This window comes from Cyanobacterium aponinum PCC 10605 (genome assembly GCF_000317675.1).
Lineage (GTDB): Bacteria > Cyanobacteriota > Cyanobacteriia > Cyanobacteriales > Cyanobacteriaceae > PCC-10605.
Window position 1 is genome coordinate 3,847,974 of sequence record NC_019776.1, and the last position, 19,343, is coordinate 3,867,316.

Annotated in this window: 12 protein-coding genes; 7 read left to right on the forward strand and 5 right to left on the reverse strand. The window is 34.9% G+C overall.

Annotated elements, in window-relative coordinates:
* The first annotated feature begins 916 nt into the window (after positions 1-916).
* The 4 genes from ppsA to CYAN10605_RS16135 all read left to right on the forward strand — a co-directional run bounded on the left by ppsA (position 917) and on the right by CYAN10605_RS16135 (position 7,926).
* Positions 917-4,612: a phosphoenolpyruvate synthase gene (gene ppsA / locus CYAN10605_RS16120; RefSeq protein WP_015221009.1), complete on the forward strand. Its 3,696-nt coding sequence runs from the start codon at positions 917-919 to the stop codon at positions 4,610-4,612.
* 210 nt (positions 4,613-4,822) lie between these two features.
* Positions 4,823-5,659 carry a coiled-coil domain-containing protein gene (locus CYAN10605_RS16125; protein WP_015221010.1) on the forward strand — a complete coding sequence of 279 codons (837 nt, stop codon included), beginning with the start codon at positions 4,823-4,825 and terminating at the stop codon, positions 5,657-5,659.
* A gap of 47 nt (positions 5,660-5,706) precedes the next feature.
* Complete coding sequence (locus tag CYAN10605_RS16130) at positions 5,707-6,162, forward strand: nitrate reductase associated protein (RefSeq protein ID WP_015221011.1); 456 nt, start codon at positions 5,707-5,709, stop codon at positions 6,160-6,162.
* Positions 6,163-6,426: 264 nt separating this feature from the next.
* Positions 6,427-7,926, forward strand: coding sequence for an acyl-CoA synthetase (locus tag CYAN10605_RS16135; protein WP_015221012.1), 1,500 nt, complete (start codon positions 6,427-6,429; stop codon positions 7,924-7,926).
* Between the two features lie 244 nt (positions 7,927-8,170).
* On the opposite strand, the gene CYAN10605_RS16140 is transcribed toward CYAN10605_RS16135, so the two are convergent.
* From CYAN10605_RS16140 to msrB, 5 genes are all read right to left on the reverse strand, one after another.
* A complete protein-coding gene (locus tag CYAN10605_RS16140) occupies positions 8,171-10,276 on the reverse strand; it encodes a ComEC/Rec2 family competence protein (protein ID WP_015221013.1) in 2,106 nt (701 codons plus the stop codon).
* 128 nt (positions 10,277-10,404) lie between these two features.
* Complete coding sequence (gene psbC / locus CYAN10605_RS16145; RefSeq protein WP_015221014.1) at positions 10,405-11,781, reverse strand: photosystem II reaction center protein CP43; 1,377 nt, start codon at positions 11,779-11,781, stop codon at positions 10,405-10,407.
* Complete coding sequence (psbD, locus tag CYAN10605_RS16150; RefSeq protein ID WP_015221015.1) at positions 11,765-12,820, reverse strand: photosystem II D2 protein (photosystem q(a) protein); 1,056 nt, start codon at positions 12,818-12,820, stop codon at positions 11,765-11,767. The genes psbC and psbD overlap by 17 nt, the downstream gene beginning before the upstream one ends.
* 973 nt (positions 12,821-13,793) lie before the next feature.
* Positions 13,794-14,381 (reverse strand): peptide-methionine (S)-S-oxide reductase MsrA, encoded by a 588-nt coding sequence (gene msrA, locus CYAN10605_RS16155; RefSeq protein WP_015221016.1) that lies wholly within the window; start codon positions 14,379-14,381, stop codon positions 13,794-13,796.
* Between the two features lie 2 nt (positions 14,382-14,383).
* Complete coding sequence (gene msrB / locus CYAN10605_RS16160; RefSeq protein ID WP_015221017.1) at positions 14,384-14,890, reverse strand: peptide-methionine (R)-S-oxide reductase MsrB; 507 nt, start codon at positions 14,888-14,890, stop codon at positions 14,384-14,386.
* A gap of 433 nt (positions 14,891-15,323) precedes the next feature.
* Between msrB and CYAN10605_RS16165 the strand changes: the two genes are divergently transcribed.
* The 3 genes from CYAN10605_RS16165 (at position 15,324) to CYAN10605_RS16175 (ending at position 19,203) form a co-directional block, all read left to right on the forward strand.
* On the forward strand, positions 15,324-16,229 hold the full coding sequence (locus CYAN10605_RS16165) for a mechanosensitive ion channel family protein (protein WP_241212779.1): 906 nt from the start codon (positions 15,324-15,326) through the stop codon (positions 16,227-16,229).
* Between the two features lie 185 nt (positions 16,230-16,414).
* A complete protein-coding gene (locus tag CYAN10605_RS16170; RefSeq protein ID WP_015221019.1) occupies positions 16,415-17,533 on the forward strand; it encodes a mechanosensitive ion channel family protein in 1,119 nt (372 codons plus the stop codon).
* 302 nt (positions 17,534-17,835) lie between these two features.
* Positions 17,836-19,203: an HD domain-containing phosphohydrolase gene (locus tag CYAN10605_RS16175; RefSeq protein ID WP_015221020.1), complete on the forward strand. Its 1,368-nt coding sequence runs from the start codon at positions 17,836-17,838 to the stop codon at positions 19,201-19,203.
* Positions 19,204-19,343: the final 140 nt, after the last annotated feature.

Below are 19,343 nucleotides of genomic sequence, written 5' to 3' on the forward strand. Positions count from 1 at the left end.
TATCTGTTTTTCACACTTATTTTGGTTCTTCAGAGTGTGGTTATGATAAATTAACCTCAGTTCGGTTTAAGAATATCCGATAAGGTTAGGTGTCAGGTGTCAGGTTGCAGGTTGCAGGTGGTAGGGGTTTTTAGCAAGGGGCTTAAGCCCCTTGTTTAAGTCAGTTCGGTTTAAGGCAATTTTATCGTTATTTTTAAGAAGAAGCTATAAGGTTTTCTGACTACGAGTTGGGATGCTTTCAGCTTATCCAAAACTCAGGTTAAATTAAGAGAAACAGGACTTCCATAACCTTTATTGAATAGTGTTTATAGTAAAACAAAAACTAAAAGTTTATAAATTATTATTTAATAGTCCCCTATTGCCTCTTGCCTCTTGCCTCTTGCCTCTTGCCTCTTGCCTACCAAACACTAATAATTTACACGACGAGAAGTGATAGAGCCCTTTTTTCTGATTTTATTATGCTTAAAACCTTTGTTTGAAAAGGATTTTGATTCCCAACAATAACTTCTAAATAGTTGATATTCATTGTTTTAATCTTTGCAACAAATAATTAAGTTTTTTCTCAAAAATAAAAATATAGATATTATATCTGTTTTAATAAAATTAGATTTAGATAAAAAAAACTAAATTAAACAGTTTAATTAATTGCGAGGAAAATATTTTAGATAGATTCTATGTCCCATATAATTTCGCTTTAGCTTTATTGTGATATTTGGTTTATTCTATATTTTCCTTAAGTAAAAATTCTGTCATGAGGGGAACTTTTGTTAAAATTTGCTTTAAATTAATAGGAAGATCATTAAGAAAATCTTAAAAAGATTGAGTTTTTAGATCGAAATTATTGAAGAAAAATTAACAGGGGTTCTGCTCAAAATTTTATTAAATTACTCCACTGTAGTAAAGGAGAGATTTTATTATGGTACACTCTGCCCCAGAAAGAATTGTATCCTCCCCAAAACAAGATAAGTTTGTACTCTGGTTTGAAGAGGTAGGTATTGAAGATGTGCCTCTAGTGGGAGGGAAAAACGCTTCTTTGGGAGAAATGATCCAGCAATTGAGTGCAAAAGGTGTAAATGTCCCTACAGGCTTTGCTACTACTGCTTATGCTTATCGCTACTTTATCAAAAAAGCAGGTTTAGAAACCCAATTACGCCGTGTATTCGCTAATTTAGATGTGGAAGATTTGCCCAATTTACAAGCTGTTGGTCGTCAGGCTAGGGCATTAGTATTAAATACTCCTTTCCCCAAAGAATTAGAGTTAGCCATTTCTGATGCTTATTTTAAACTATGTCAACGGTATGGTGCTGATCCTAGTCTTTGTACCACCGAGGATGAAGAAGAAATAATGCGAATGCGAAATTGTGCTTATGATACAGATGTAGCAGTCAGATCCTCGGCAACGGCGGAAGATTTACCTGATGCTAGTTTTGCGGGACAACAGGAGACTTATTTAAACGTTCACGGGGTAAAAAATGTTTTAGAAGCCTGTCACAAGTGTTTTGCTTCCATTTTCACCGATCGCGCTATCTCTTATCGTACCGTGAAAAATTTTGATCACTTTGAGGTTGCCTTATCTGTGGGTGTGCAAAAAATGGTGCGATCGGACCTTGCTTCTTCAGGGGTAATGTTCAGTATCGACACAGAAACAGGTTTTAAGGATGCGGCTTTCGTGACTGCGGCTTATGGTTTGGGGGAAAACGTGGTACAAGGTGCTGTTAATCCTGATGAATTTTTCGTCTTTAAACCCACTTTGAAAGAAGGCTACAAACCGATTTTGAATAAACGCCTCGGCACAAAAGAGATCAAAATGGTCTATGATTTAGGCGGAGGAAAACAGGTGAAAAACGTTCCTGTGTCTGAATCTGAAAGGTTACAATATGCTATCACTGACGATGAGGCTTTACTGTTGGCAAAATGGGCGTGTATTATTGAAGACCATTACAGTGAAAAGCGGGGACAATATAGCCCTATGGACATAGAATGGGCTAAAGATGGTCAAACTGGTGAATTATTTATCGTTCAAGCCCGTCCTGAAACGGTACAATCGCAAAAATCTGGCAGTATCCTCCGTGACTATAAACTCAAAGGCACAAGTAATATTCTTGTAAATGGTCGTGCAGTGGGAGAAATGATCGGACAGGGCAAAGCTCGTGTTATCCTTGATGTCCATAAAATTGGGGAATTTAAAGCTGGTGAAGTGCTTGTAACGAACAAAACCGATCCAGATTGGGAACCAATTATGAAAAAAGCAAGCGCGATCGTTACTAATCAGGGGGGAAGAACTTGTTTTGATGGCAATACAAAAATCCTCACCAATCAAGGCTTCATGACGTTACAACAAATTTATGATCAAGGTTATCAAGGTTTATCCACTATTGCCTTTAATCCCGAAACTCAGAAAATGGAATGGAAACCCATACTAGATGTGATGAAACGGCGATCGCACCTTATGACAGTCAGTGTATCTCAAACAGGACGAGTTTTAGACAATATTCTCAGTGTCACCCCCGATCATAAAATGGTAAACCTTCGTCAAGGGGAATATGTGAAAACTGAAGTTCAAGAGATGTTAAGCCAAAAAGAAATGGTGTTAGTATCTCAAAGTATTCCCACTTTACCCATTAATAACGAGGGTGAAGACCTTGATTTAGCTTACTTACTTGGTGGCATTATTACCGATGGTGGAGTATATCTACGGGGTAATCGAGGAGAAGTCCAATTTATCCAAAAAGAAACTCCCGAAAAAGAAGCCTTCATTGCCACCATGAATGAAAAGATGACGTCAGTTTACGGTAAATCCTTTACCCCTTATCTCAAAGCAGAATCATCGGGTTATATTCGAGGAGAAAAAGTAACAGGACAAGCTACAGCCTATCGTTTACATTCTAAAGCGATCGCGCTGAATATACAAGCCCAAGAAGCCAATATCACCCAACAACTATTAACCAATAGCACCGAATTTGCCTATAATTTCCTCGCAGGAGTTATTGACGGTGATGGATGCTATCACAAAAACCGCATCAATATTTATATCTCCGAAGAAAACTTACTTCAAGCGGTAATCATTGCTTGTTTAAAAATTAACACTGTACCTCAAGTTACCCGAAATCGAAACATTCATAATGTTCAAATCGTGGAAAAACTAGAGGAAATTTTACAATATACCCAACGAGTCAAAGGAGATATTACCCCTCGTCAAGTTCAAACTCGCTTTTTCAGTGCCTCTCAACTATTATCAGATGATGTTACAGGACAACTAAAACTCCGTAAAGACAAAAATCTGCTCATTTCTGAAAAACAACTCCGTGAAACTGGTGGCTATGAATCATTGTTAGATAGTGATGTCAGAATGCAACGGATAATTAAAGTTAGTGAACCTCAACCTGCGGACGTTTATAATATTACCGTAGCCGATCACCATAACTATTTAGTATTCACCAGTAAATATACTCCCATCGTAGTTTGTAACTGTCACGCCGCAATTATCGCCCGTGAAATGGGTATTCCAGCCATCGTTGGTTGTGGTAATGCCACAGGTATCCTCAAAACAGGGCAAGAAATTACTGTATCTTGTTCCGAAGGAGAAGAAGGACGAGTGTATGAAGGTTTAGTACCCTTTGATATTATTGAAACTCCTTTAGACAATTTACCCAAAACTCGCACAAAAATTTTGATGAATGTGGGGAATCCTGAAGAAGCCTTCAAATTAGCTTCTATTCCTTGCGATGGCGTTGGTTTAGCCCGTTTAGAGTTCATTATCGCTAATCATATCAAAGCGCATCCTCTAGCGTTAATGAAATATGATGAACTAACCGATGAATCTGTCAAGAAAGAGATTGCCGAGTTAACTTTGGGTTACGAAAACAAAGCTGATTTCTTCGTTGATAAAGTTGCTCAAGGTGTAGGTACGATCGCAGCCGCTTTCTATCCCAATCCAGTGGTAGTAAGGATGTCAGACTTCAAGTCCAATGAGTATGCTAACTTGTTAGGCGGTGCTGACTTTGAACCCAAAGAAGAAAACCCGATGATTGGTTGGCGTGGTGCGTCTCGTTACTACGATGAAAAATACCGTGAAGCCTACGGTTTAGAATGTAAAGCTCTTAAACGTGTCCGTGATGACATGGGTTTAACAAACGTAATTCCGATGATTCCTTTCTGTCGTACTCCCTACGAAGGTCGCCGAGTATTAGCAGAGATGGAAAAACATGGTTTAAAACGGGGTGAAAATGGCTTACAAGTCTATGTAATGTGTGAAATTCCTAGTAACGTCATTTTAGCGGATCAATATAGCGAAATCTTTGATGGTTTCTCTATTGGTTCAAATGACCTAACACAGTTAACATTAGGACTCGATCGAGATTCTTCATTAGTAGCACATATCTTCGATGAACGCAACGACGCAGTTAAGGATATGGTACGCATGGTAATTGAAAAAGCGAAACGCAATAATCGCAAAATCGGTATTTGTGGACAAGCCCCCAGTGATTATCCTGAATTTGCCCGTTTCTTAGTAGAATTAGGCATTGACTCTATGAGTTTAAATCCCGATTCATTATTAAAAACATTGCTCGATATTGCTAAATTAGAGGAAAGATTAGACGCAAATCGATAATCTAACACTAAACAAACAGTTATTAGTTAATTAAATTTATCCCTCTTTTTAGGGGGATTTTTTTGTAACCATAATCATTATATTTGAGTTGTGTAAAAAAATAATAAACAATTTATATTGAAAATTTTGTTGCTATGCTAATCTAAAAAGAAAATAAGATAGAATCTTTTACTTCCTGAAACTTTTATTATCAAATCAACACTAATACCCATGACCAATTCTTCCTCATCATCTAAACCGCTAATCAATGATGTTAACTGGTATGCGATCGCGTCTAAAATAAGAAATCAAAATGAAAAATTAAAAGCAAAAATTAATGATTTAGAAAATATTATAGAAGAACAAAAACAACAAATAAAAATTCAAGTAATCAAAAATCAAGATTATTCTAATTTAGGAGAAAATCAACAAAAACAAGTTGAAAACTTGAAAAAACAAATAGTTGAAAAAAATCAACAAATAGAAAATCAGAAAGAAATTATTGAAACTTTAACCGAACAACTAGAAAAAATTCAACAACAAACAGCCCGTTTAGAAAGAGAATGCTCCTTACTTCAAGATAATTATAATGACCAACAACATCAACTTAAACAAGTAGAAAAAGAAAATAAAGAATTAAAAATTAGACTACAAAGGCAACAGAGATATAATATTCAGTATAAAACAGCCTTAGATCAAGTAATTGGTGCTTCTTCAGCAGATAATAATAGTTTAAATATTAACCCTTTATCTAATAATGATTTATCTCCCATAACAAATCATGTATCCTCCAATCAATTTGAGAATAAAGGAGAAAATGAAAATTCCACACCCTCAACAATTGATGAAAAAAACCGCCCCATAGAAAAAATATTAAATACCCCTTCTTTCTCCCAAGAGAATACAGAAGTTAAGCAAAATACTTCTCTCAATTTACCACTAAAAAATCAAGATAGTAATAACAATAAAGAGAAAACAGAAGATAATAAGGGACGTAATCAAGAAAAGAAACAGAAAAAAAGAGGGTTTATACAATTACCTCAATTTGGTAAAAAAAATAAAGACTAAAACTAAAATTTTCATATTTTGTCAAACTCTAGCATTAAATTATTAAAATGACCATTTTTTTTAAATTTGAACAAGATTTTGTTAACTCCCTAAGATGTATTCCGATGATAGTTAGATATAAATTAGATACCTGCGGAGTCAAATTAAAACTTAATCACTGGCATGAATTTAATAAGGAAGAAAAAGATTTTTTAGTACACAAGCCCTGCAAAACTACTCAAGAAATCAAAGAATATGCTAATTATCTGCAAGAATTAGTTAGAGAAAAAACTGGAGAGTATGCAAAAAATTTAGAAATAGAATCTAACCCTCAATGGTCAAATATAGAAGAAATACCAGAACAAGTTAGTAAAAAAGCAGAAGAATTTAACTTTCAGTTAACATTATCACAATGGCAAAATTTAGATGATTTGCAAAGATTTGTCTTAATTAAATTGAGTAAATCTGGTCATGAAAATCGCAATTTTTTACCAGCTTTAAAGGAATTTAAACTTATTAACTGATGTTATACACTGATTTAACGTCAGCTTGATATAAGAATATCTGCTAAGAAAAAAACATGGCTCTCTGACTTCTCGTCTTATAAATTATTGGTTAAGGTAGTCAACAAGGAATTATTAAATAGTAAAAGATAAATCTTCGTTTTAGTCTATTGCTGTTGTGATAATAATTTGAAGTTTTTATTTTCTATTAAATCATCATAACTACTGTAAAAAACTCAACTACTTTAACTCTAACTAACGTTAATATTAAAAATTAAAAAAATTATGAATATTCCCTTAGTTAAGGAAGCTGAAAAATATTTAGATAGAATCGCTATCATTGATCAAGAAAAGGAATTTACTTACAGTGATTTATTATTTACTTCCCATCAAATAGCTAGTTTATTGTTAACAGAAAAACAGGACTTAAAAGAGGAAAGAATTGCTTATTTAATACCTTCTGAATTTAATCACGTGGCGACACAATGGGGAATTTGGAGAGCAGGGGGTATATCTGTCCCTTTATGTATTTCTCACCCTTTGCCAGAGTTAGAATATGTAATTCAAGATGCACAAGTTTCTATCATTATTGCTCATCCTAATTTTGAAAATATAGCGAAGTGTCTAGCAGAAAATAATAATTGTCGTTTTGTCTCCACAAAAGAAATTGCTTCGGTTGACACTCTGGTTACTTTACCCCAAATTGAGATTAGCAGAAGGGCTTTAATTCTTTATACTAGCGGTACAACAGGAAAACCCAAAGGAGTTGTTATTACTCACAAAAATATACTTTCTCAAGTTCAAAGTCTTGTGAAGGCATGGGGATGGCAAGAATCTGATAGTATCTTACATACTTTACCATTACATCATATTCATGGAATTATTAATGTTTTAACTTGTGCTTTATATAGTGGAGCTAAATGTCACTTATTGCCCAAATTTGACCCCGAAAGCGTCTGGAATAAAATTATTGAGGGTAAATTAACCATTTATATGGCAGTGCCAACCATCTATGTCAAATTAATCAACTATTGGCAAAGATGCGATCGCATCTTAAGAGAACAAATGTCCGCAGGATGTAGAAAAATGCGTTTAATGGTTTCAGGCTCGGCGGCTCTACCTGTTAAAGTATTACAACAGTGGCAGGAAATAAGTGGTCATTTCTTACTAGAGCGCTATGGAATGACAGAAATCGGGATGGCTTTATCAAATCCTTTAGAGGGAAAACGTTTTGCAGGTTATGTGGGCAAACCTTTACCCGGAGTAACAGTAAGATTAGTGGATGAGCAGGGAAATATCCTAAAAGAAAACACGGCAGGAGAAATTCAAATAAAAGGAAACAACGTTTTTCTGGAATATTGGCAAAAACCAGAAGCAACCGAAAAAGCATTTAAAGATGGTTGGTTTTGCACTGGTGACTTAGGCATTATAGAAAATAAAAACTATCGTATTTTAGGCAGATTGTCAGTAGATATTATCAAAACAGGAGGATACAAGGTATCTGCATTAGAAATCGAGGAGGTTTTACGCACTCACCCAGAAATAAAAGATTGTGCAGTAGTAGGGGTAAAAGATGAGCATTGGGGAGAAAGGGTTTGTGTGGCTATTATTGCTATCAAAGACGATAAGTTAACCTTGGATAATTTAAGACAATGGGCAAAAGAAAAATTAGCTGTCTATAAGATTCCCTCTAAAATGTTGATGGTTGATGATTTTCCCCGTAATGCTATGGGTAAGGTAATGAAGCCTAAAATCATAGATTTATTTCTTCAAGAGGAAAAGTAAGAAATCGGGAATGGGTAATAGGTAGGTGTTTGAGTTATTTTCAAGAATTAAGAAAAATGTAAGTTAAGTGCATCTTTGCTTACTAAATATCTTAGACCAGTGTTAACTTTTAGTTGACATTACTTGTTTTTGCTTGTAGATTGTCAACTTTTTACCAATATTTATCAAGCATTTTATTGATAACAAGTTATTTCTCTTTTTTTCTTATCTGGCATGATGGCAAATCAAAAGGAAATTAACTCATCTAACTTCGATCATTTTTTGTGAGTTGCCATTGAATAAAATTATTATTTATGAGTGATACTTTTGTATTTTCTAAATTTGTTTTTAATTCTGTATTTTTTGAAAGTATTGAATGAAAGTTGATATTTTCTAGGAAATCATAATTAATATTGTTTGCCATGACAATTATATAATCAAAGTTATTATATTTTGTGAGATTATCTACTTGTTTTTTAATAATTAAAAAGCTCTTATTTTCAAGAGTAAAATAAATATAATTAGGATTAATTTCTTTGATTTTAATAGATTTAATTGTGTTCTGATGGAATTGATTAATGTTTTTGACTGGTAAATATTTAGTTAAAATATTTAATGATTCTTTATTTTTATTATCGATAACTAATTCCACGGAATTAATACCTTCACTTCTTAAAAAAGGTAGTATTGTAAAATAAATGTTATCTTTATCTCCTAGATTAATTAAAGCAGTGTTACTTTTATTCTGTATAATTATTGTTGGTTTATATGAGTTATCAATTACTGTTATTTGTATCAAGGTTAGTTTTTGATAAATCAAGGGAAAAATTATCAAGATTAATGTAAAAATAATCAGAAAATATTTATATTTATTAACCGATTTTATATAAAGAATTACTAAGAAAATGACATAAATAATAATTAGCGTAAAAATATTTATTTGCCCAACTGCGATCGAGCTTAAAGGTAATTGATTACTGATTTTTACTAATTTAATTAATAGCCAAATTATAGGATAAAAAATAGATGCGATCGCACTTCCTAATAGAGGGAAAAAAACACCAATAAAAGCAGTAAAAATTCCCCCTAAAGTAAGAATAATAACCAGAGGAGTTGACAAAATATTAGTCAAAATACCATAGAGAGGGAAGCGGTGAAAATAGTAAAACTGAAGTGGTAAAGTCCAAAGAGTTGCCGCCAAAGGCACAGCAATAAGATTAGCTAAAGTTGGAGGTAACCAATCTAATTTTTGAACAATAGTAGGCAAACTAACAATTAATCCAAAAGTGGCCAAAAAACTGAGTTGAAAGCCTAAGTCAAAAATCCACAGAGGATTAATTAATAACAAAATTACCGCTACTAACAAAAGACTACCAGAAACTCGCACTTTTTTCTCATTAATAATCGCCGCCAAAATGGCAAAACCCATCAAACAAGCTCGAAGAATGGAGGGATAAAAACCTGTAATAGTAGCATAAATGAATAAAGTTAGCCCCCCCATCAAAAAACGAGTGCGAGAGGAAAAAGATTGAGTAACAGCTAAAATTAACCCCAATAACAAAGAAACATGAAATCCAGATGCCGCTAAAACATGGGCTAAACCGGCTAAACGAAAAGACTCTTGTAACTGCCAATCTAAATCCACAGCACGACTTCCCATCACCATCGAACTGACTAAACTACCTGATGGTATATTTAAAAAACGAACATGAGTTTGTATTATTCGCCTTCGTATCCAAAATAAAAACTCATTCCAGCGATTACCCTCCTTAATTACGCTGACAGAATTTACCCGTAATCCCGAAAAAACTCCTTGCCTTTGTAAATAATCAGCAAAATTAAAACCATCTGGATTCAAGGGCGGAGATGGTTGATATAAATTTCCCTCTAAAATCACCACAGTAGAAGGAAATAAACCATTTACCTCTAACAAAGGAGAAGTAACATAAATTTTTCCCGTGACTTTTTCCCTTTCGTTATTTTCTTTAACTAACTCTCTTGCCTGAAAAATAAACCTTGATTTGTGGTTTTGATTAACTCTCGGAGTTGTTAAAATTACCCCCTCCACCGCAACCCGATTATAAAAAGAATGGGAAATATAATGACTAATATCTAAATCACTAACAGAAGGTAGCCGAAAATAATAATAGTAAAAACCTGTAATAAAAACTAAGAATATAATAAAAATATAGCGTAAATCAATAATTAAAAATCTTTTATTCTTAAGAACAACACCAGTAATAAATAAAAAAATAAAAGAGAATAAACCTAAATAAAAACCTTGTGAAAAACTAAAATATCCTGTTAATAATAACCCGAAAATAAAAGCTAATAAACAAAGGTAAATAGAGGCTTTATTATCAAAAAACATAAGACTATCTTAGTTTTATATAAAATCTTTCAGCACTCAATCTGCAAACTTCTTCTCAAAAGGTAATAAAAAAATTAAGCCCCCACCACGAAGGCAGAGGCTATTAATTAATCTCAATTAAACTAAAATTAGTCGAGATCTGGCATTGCTAATACGGGTTCGGTTTCTCTTTCGATACCTTTTTCAAAACCACCAGCAGCAGCTCTTGCTCTTCCAGCGTGCCATAAGTGACCAACTAAGAAGAAGAAACCTAACACAAAGTGAGAGGTGGCTAACCACGCACGGGGAGATACATAGTTGAAAGAGTTAACGTCAGTAATAACGCCACCTACAGAGTTTAAAGAACCTAAAGGAGCGTGAGTCATGTATTCAGCCGCACGACGTACTTGCCAGGGTTGAATATCATTTCTGATTTTGTCTAAGTCTAAACCGTTAGGACCACGAAGAGGCTCTAACCAAGGACCTCTGAAGTCCCAGAAACGCATGGTTTCACCACCGAAGATGATTTCACCAGTAGGGGAGCGCATTAAGTATTTACCTAAACCAGTAGGACCTTGAGCAGAACCTACGTTAGCACCTAATCTTTGGTCACGAATTAAGTAGGTCAACGCTTGAGCTTGAGAAGCCTCAGCACCAGTAGGACCATAGAATTCACTGGGGTAAGCAGTGTTGTTGTACCAAACCATAACGGAAGCAATGAAGCCCATTAAGGATAAAGCACCTAAGCTGTAGGAAAGATATGCTTCACCAGACCAGATGAAAGCACGACGTACCCAACCAAAAGGCTTAGTTAAGATGTGCCAGATACCACCAGAGATACAGATTAAGCCAACCCAGATATGACCACCGATGATGTCTTCCATGTTGTTAACACTAATGAACCAACCTTCGCCACCGAAAGGAGCTTTGATTAAGTAACCAAAGATGATGGCAGGGTTTAAGGTAGGATTAGTGATAATACGAACATCACCGCCACCGGGTGCCCAAGTATCATATACACCACCGAAGAACATGGCTTTAAATACGAGCAGTAATGCACCAATCCCTAAAAGGATTAGGTGATAACCGATGATATTGGTCATTTGGTTTTTATCTTTCCAGTCGTAGCCAAAGAAACTAGAATATTCTTCTAAGGTTTCAGGACCACGTAAAGCGTGATATAAACCACCTACACCTAAAACGGCGGATGAAATGATATGAAGTACACCAACGACGAAGAAGGGGAAAGTATCCACAACTTCACCACCAGGACCTACACCCCAGCCTAAAGTAGCAATGTGAGGTAATAGGATTAATCCCTGTTCATACATGGGTTTTTCAGGGATAAAGTGAGCAGTTTCAAATAAGGTCATTGCCCCTGCCCAAAAGACAATTAAACCTGCGTGAGCAACGTGAGCACCTAATAATTTACCAGATAAATTGATAAGTCTAGCATTACCAGACCACCATGCAAAACCGGTAGATTCTAGGTCACGTCCACCTATTGGATTAGAGAGCGTTACCACGTGGAAGTACCTCCTCTGGGAATACAAATTTTTCGTGGGGTTGATCTTGGGGCGCCATCCATGCGCGCAACCCTTCGTTTAATAAAATATTTTTGGTATAGAAAGTTTCAAATTCAGGATCTTCTGCCGCTCTTAACTCCTGAGATACGAAGTCATAAGCACGGAGGTTGAAGCCTAAACCAACAACACCGATCGCACTCATCCATAATCCTGTTACAGGAACAAATAACATGAAGAAGTGTAACCAACGTTTGTTAGAGAAAGCAATCCCGAAGATTTGAGACCAGAAACGGTTAGCTGTCACCATCGAATAGGTTTCTTCTGCCTGAGTAGGTTCAAAAGCACGGAAAGTGTTTGCTTGTTCGCCGTCTTGGAATAAGGTGTTCTCTACTGTTGCACCGTGAATCGCACAAAGTAAAGCTCCTCCTAACACACCAGCAACTCCCATCATGTGGAAAGGATTGAGAGTCCAGTTGTGGAATCCTTGGAAGAACAAGATGAAACGGAAGATACCCGCAACACCGAAGCTAGGTGCAAAGAACCAGCTAGATTGTCCTAAAGGATACATCAAGAATACGCTTACAAATACAGCGATAGGAGCAGAAAATGCGATCGCATTGTAAGGACGAATACCCACAAGACGAGCAATTTCAAACTGACGTAACATGAAGCCAATTAAACCAAAAGCTCCGTGTAATGCTACGAAAGGCCATAAACCGCCGATTTGACACCAACGGGTGAAATCTCCTTGAGCTTCAGGACCCCATAAAAACAAGAGGGAATGTCCAAAAACATCCGCAGGAGAAGAAACAGCAACGGTTAAGAAGTTAGCACCCTCTAAATAGGAACTAGCTAAACCGTGGGTGTACCAAGAAGTAACAAAAGTTGTACCAGTTAACCAACCACCCAAAGCTAAATAAGCACAAGGGAAAAGAAGGATACCAGACCAACCAACGAATACAAAGCGGTCTCTTTTGAGCCAGTCATCAAGGACATCAAACCATCCTCTTTCTGGCACACGTCCGACTGCAATGGTCATAATCTTTCTTTTTTTAACTTGTCAAGTTTTACTTTTATATTGTCTCTCTTTATATTATTGGAGACGGCACTGCTACTCAGCAATAATACTGATCTGCAATTAACTTTTCTTAATATAGCATGAGTTAGAGTTAATGTAACTCCGTTTTTCGATACGATTTAAGTATCTTTGCCAAATTACTTTTTCTATTTCTAGCAAATATTTTAACAAATTGTCACATTTTTCTCAGAATAGTCTTACCAATAAAAATGCCAAACTCTTATTATTCCTTTATCTAAGACAGTTTTATTCGTATTTAATATTTCTTAATAAATCAAAAACTATAGAAAAGCAATTAGTGAATAAATTTCAAAAGGACAAAAGGCAAGAGGCAAAGGGCAAAACCCCCTTTATTCCCCCTCGAAAGCAGGGTTTTTTTCAAAGTCAGGGCAAAATTATCTTGCCCTCACCCCACCCCTCTCCCACAGTAGAGGGGAGCGTTTTTTCTTAATAATTGATTAATTAATACTTAAAAACTCATGTATCTGTTCTGACGGGGAGACAATGAAACTGCAGTGAGGGTAGGTTTTAGGTTTCAGGTTTCAGGTTGCAGGTTTTAAATACATGAACAGTATTTTGTATTTACTAAATAAATAGCCAGACATATTATCTCAAAATGTTGATAATCCAATAGTTTTGCCTATTATTTGAACCATTGAGTAAATAGAGATAATGATAAATATTAGTGGAGACAAAACCTAACACCTAACACCTGCTACCTGCTACCTATAAGGTTTTTAGAGTTATTGTCCCCCCTTAAGGTATCTGTTACTATTTGTTAGTTTCAAAAATTGACATTTTTGAGAATGAAAAACCCTGCCTCGAAAGGGAGGAGGGCAAAGATAAATAGTTGATAATTAATAACTTCCAACTCCTCTACAAGCTCTCGAAGGTTCTCTTCAAACTCGTTTCTCCCATCTTCCCTCCTTCGCCACTAGCTTCCCCAAAGTTCTTTTAACCTCTGATCTCTACCGCAACGAAAACGATAGTATTTATACAACAAGGGGTTTTTCTTGTAATAGTCTTGATGATACTCTTCGGCAGGATAAAAATCTTTAACAGGAGTAATTTCGGTGTAAATTTTCCCATTTAATTGCTTCTCAACTTTTTCTCTACTAGCTAAAGCGAGTTGTTTTTGTTCTTCACTGTGGTAAAAAATTCCACTGCGATATTGATTCCCAACATCACAAAATTGACGATTTTTCACGGTAGGGTCAATGTTTTTCCAGAAAATATCCAACAGATCTTCGTAGTTAACTTTGCTACTATCATATTTTACTTGAACGGCTTCAGCATGACCCGTTTGTCCCTGACTTACTTGTTTGTAAGTGGGATTTTTCACATTGCCTCCAGTGTAACCAGAGGTAGTAGAAATTACTCCTTCTACTTTGTCGTAGGGAGGTTCCATGCACCAAAAGCATCCCCCTGCAAATGTTGCAGTTTGTATCTTATCTGTTTGGGCATTAGCGGAGGGACTTAAAATTAAGAATATAGAAATTATAATGGCTAGTATTTTGCTCATTTTTAGGTTTTGGGAATAAATTTTAAAGCTAAACCATTATTACAATACCTTTTTCCCGTGGGTTTTGGCCCATCATTAAATACATGACCTTGATGTCCCCCACATCTAGCACAATGATATTCAGTGCGGGGAATCAATAATTTAAAATCAGCCTTAGTTTCCACTGCTTGAGTAATAGTGTCATAAAAACTAGGCCAACCTGTTCCACTGTCATACTTCATTTCTGATTTGAAAAGGGGCAAATCACACCCTGCACAAGTATAAATACCCTTTCTTTTTTCATTATTCAAAGCACTAGAAAAAGGTTTCTCTGTTCCTTCTTCCCTTAGGATATGGTATTGGGCAGGAGTTAATTTTTTCTTCCATTGAGCTTGAGTTAAATTCAATTTCTTGATTGATTTATTTTCTTCACTTTTACTTTCTTCCATCCCTAGGATAAAAGCAATAATTGAAGGTATTGCTATACAAAAAGCCCCTAAACCTGCACTTAGTAAAGTTCTTCTTTTCATTTGTTTAATTAAATTTAGTATTGCGTTGACTTATTAACTAATTGAAATTAGTATGATGAATAATTTTATCAACTAATTATTTTATGTTATAGGATCTAGTTATTCCTATTTCTGATATATGGGATTCGTTATTGATTATTAATCATAAATTTTTTAATCAAACCTTAAATTTAGTCATCTCGTAAACTATTTATCGAGTCATCATCCATATTCAAAGATGTAATCAGAGTAAGTTTATTTGAGTTTTTTTATAATGAGTATCACGCTGGATTATGAGCTTTTTTTTAAGCTAGGAATAATTGTAACTATTATTTTAGGCATTATTATAATTTTTAATTATTTTAAGAAGCTAATTGTATATTTAACAGAGCAATTTATTCCTTATCAAAGCAGAAAATTTTATTCGGAAGTTATTAAACCTGATTTGAGTTTTTTGACAATAATTTGGTTGTTATCTCTGGGTGACATTGCCTTACTAATTAATAATTTTCCTCCGCCGGTGAAAGTGGGTGAAATTATTTTAAGTTTAGTTATTTCAATTTTGACTATTTGGCTAGGGGTAAAATGGTTTAAGCCTCTATTTGATAATTATTTACTTGATGCGGCTTTACAAAGTCAAAAAAAGATTAATAGTGAATTTTTAATTGTTGGTAAATATTCAGCTAATGCAATAATATTTTTACTAATTATATTCATTTTTGCTCAGGTACATAGCATTAATTTATTTGGCTTATTAGCTAGTTTAGGAATTGGAGGATTAGCTGTTGCTTTTGCGGCACAAAAAACCCTTGAACAATTACTAGGAGGAGTGGTAATATATTTAGACCGTCCTTTTGTTCTTGACGATTATATCGGTTTGCCTGATGGTACTTTCGGTAGGGTAGAATCCATCGGCTTGAGGTCAACAAAAATAAGAGTATCAGGAAAAGGAACATTGATGGTAATTCCCAATAGTTCTTTAACTCAAACAAATATTGAAAATTTTACTGGAGCAAAAAAAGTTATTTCTCTTGTTTATTTAACTTTTTATCGTACCTTAGAACTGGACGAAATGGCTTTGATTAGACAGATTATTTTAGATAGCACTAAAGATATTTTTGGCATTGATCCGAAGAATACTGAAGTCAAATTTAAACAAGTAAATAAGAATGAGAGAAAAGAATTTAGTCAGGCACAAATTAGTTTTTTCCTGTTAGGCTCAGAACAAGTTTCTATGGATTTACGCCGTCAATTGTTGAATATTGCTAATCAAAATATTCGCCAAAAATTAGAAGAATACGGTATTGATTTTACTTTAGAAGACGACAGCATTAATGTAGATTCTCCCATCACAATTTAAGAATTTAACCTTAGTTCAATGTAAAAATATCGGATAAGGTTAGGTTTCAGGCATCAGGTAGCAGGTTTCAGGTTTTTTAAGGATATTAAATACTTACAATTTTATATCAAATTCAGGGAATTTATAATTTGAAAATTAGAATGTATAAACCCTTAATCACCATTCATTATTAATTGTTAATTATCATGGAGCTTATTAATAACTTAATTAAATCGTGGCTAACAGAAGAAAATCAGGCAATGATGACAAAATTGTCTTTAGAATTTGGTTTTTTCTTCTTACTAATAGTTCTTAGTTTTATCGCTGGAAGATATACTCCTAATCTTTGTATGTTAGGAATTTCTCGTATATCAAAACAGCCTTTAACTCAGTTTTATGAGAAAATTATTGACCCATTAAAAAGTATTTTTCGCCTCACAGGAACATTAATTTTATGGTCATTATCTCTTAATTTTATTATTAATTATCAAGGTCTTTATCGAGTTCTTAATTTTGTAATTGATCTTAGTTTAATTTTGAGTATGGCATGGTTAGCTTCTCGTTTATTTCGACAAATAATTTTAATTTATGGTGTTGATTTAATTCAAAAATTAGGGAAAGAAGTTGATGAGTTATTGTTGGTTTTAGAAACTGTTATTAATGTTATTATTGGTTTTGTGGCGGCAGTTGCTTTTGCTAAAAGATTGGAAATAAATTTGGTGGGACTCTTAGCTAGTTTGGGGTTAGGGGGAATTGCGATCGCATTTGCGGCTCAGAAAACTCTTGAACAATTATTAGGTACTTGTGTTCTTTATTTAGATAGACCTTTTATTGTGGGTGAGTATATTCGTCTCAATAATGGTTTATATGGTAGGGTAGAATCGATCGGATTAAGGTCAACGAAGATTAGAATACCGGGAAAGGGTACATTAATGATTGTGCCTAATTCGATGATGGCAAATGTGGAGATTGAAAATATCACTAGAGGCAAAAAAGTCATGGTGTTACTTTATCTTGATTTTGCGAGGATTCTCGAAGATAGTGAACAAGCCTTAGTAGAAGATATTGTCAAAAAATGCACAAATGCTTTATTCGGTATAGACCCTGACAGTACAAAAGTAGCTCTTTTTATTCCTGAAAAGCAATCCCAAACAAGAGCAAGGGTAACATTTTTTATTTTGGGTTCAAACGAAAGCTCAATTAAACTGAGAAAAAGACTTTTAGAATTAGCGAACGAAAATATTTCTGCGCAGTTGTTAACCTATGGTATAAACTTTACTATGCAAGAGCCAACTATTTATGTAGAATCCCCTGTTACTTTATAAGCGAGGACTCATCTAAATTTTCAGGAGGTAGTAAGCAACAGTCAACAGTTGAGCATTTGAATCATTTTTAAGAATTAATAAAAAAAGTAAGATAAAACCTGAAACCTAAATACAGCAATAATTTTTCTGTTGAACAGAGATGCTTTTAGTAGTGTATATTGGATAATTAATAGTTATTGAGACTGCTTATTTCTAAAATTCTGAGTCTTTAATCTTTTTATTCTTTATTTCCAGTGTTAGCATATAACCTTCATAAAACTTAAGTTTCACAAGAATATACAAAAAGCAATTATTAGAAAATCATGCACGTAGATTCTACATTGAATCAGTTAAAGAATCTTCTTGGAGAAGACAAACTACCTTCTAGCTATGGTGTTTATTTTAAAAATACTTTAGTTGCCCTTTGTCATGCCCTAGAGGATCATATTCTACAACATCACTACGAGGAAGAAAAGTATAAACCCTTATTGTTTGTAACCTTCCAGAAAGGGAAATGGTACTTACAAGAAGCAGAGCGCTATCGAGATTTAGCTATTCATTCCCGTCATATTACCATAGCGGCAGTGGCAGACAGTGGTTTTGCTGACCATCCTACCAGTCAATTGGCAAATGTGGATTTAATTCATCTTGCAGAGGATGACTGTTTAGTACAAGAGTGGAATTTAGTTATTTTAGCTCCTGATTATGCGGCCATGGTGCTTTGTCGTGAGTTATCCCCTGAAGAATATTATCAAGGTAGTGAGCCTCAAATAGATACGGAAAGAAAATTTTATGGTTTATGGACTTTCGATCGCACCTTAGTAGAAAAGGCTTTTACCATCCTAACTCAAAGCACCTCCCATTATAACCCCAGTTTAACGGAAAAATTGAATCAAGAGCGATCGCACCTTAAAAATATTCCCGCCAGTGGTGCAGTGGATTTATCAGGGGTAGTAAATCGCATTGTTTCATACTTGCAAATGAGTCAAGAGGAACTATACACTGTTAATCGCCAAACAAGAGAATTAAGGGATTTAGAAGGACAAGCCCTCAAATTAAATCGCAATTTAGGAGCGAGTAAACTACAGGCATTTTTACGCATGGCACAAAGAGTCGATCAAAATGACCCTTATAACCCCTGTGCCAGTTTACAGGTATCAGCCCTTGCAGAAACCCTTGGACAAATTCTTGATTTACCAACTTTACGATTGAGAAGGTTAAGATTAGCAGGATTATTATTCCGTATCGGTTTAGCCGAAGCTCCCCAAGAGGTATTCGCCCGAAAAAGTCAAAATCCCGAAACAGCACAATTTTGGAAGGATAGACCAATTCTTAGTTCCCGTTTACTCTCATCTATGAGTGAATTACAACCAATTAACGAAATTGTATTACATCAGTTAGAATATTGGGATGGCAGTGGTAGCCCTGACGGTTTAAAAGGCACACAGATACCCCTAGAAGCTCGAATTTTAGGCTTAGTTAGTTATTTTCAAGAATTAACTCAACCAAGAGGCGATCGCCCTGCCTATAGTCTTTCTACTGCCTTAGAAAAGTGTCAAAGCTACAGTGGTACTCGTTTTGATCCTGATTTAGTGGAATCGTTAAAAACCGTTATTCGCCTTACAGAAATGGGTTTAATGCAATTACCAAATCGTCCTACCCAACTACCACCGGTTTGGTTAGAGGAATAGAAGTGTCAGGTTTCAGGTTACAGGTTACAGGTTTTAGGTGACAGGTTTCAGAAGTTTTTTTACTATCAACTATTCATTATCAACTATTCACTAATTGCCTTTTGCCTCTTGCCTCTTTCCTCTCTCCCCTTAAAAGGGGA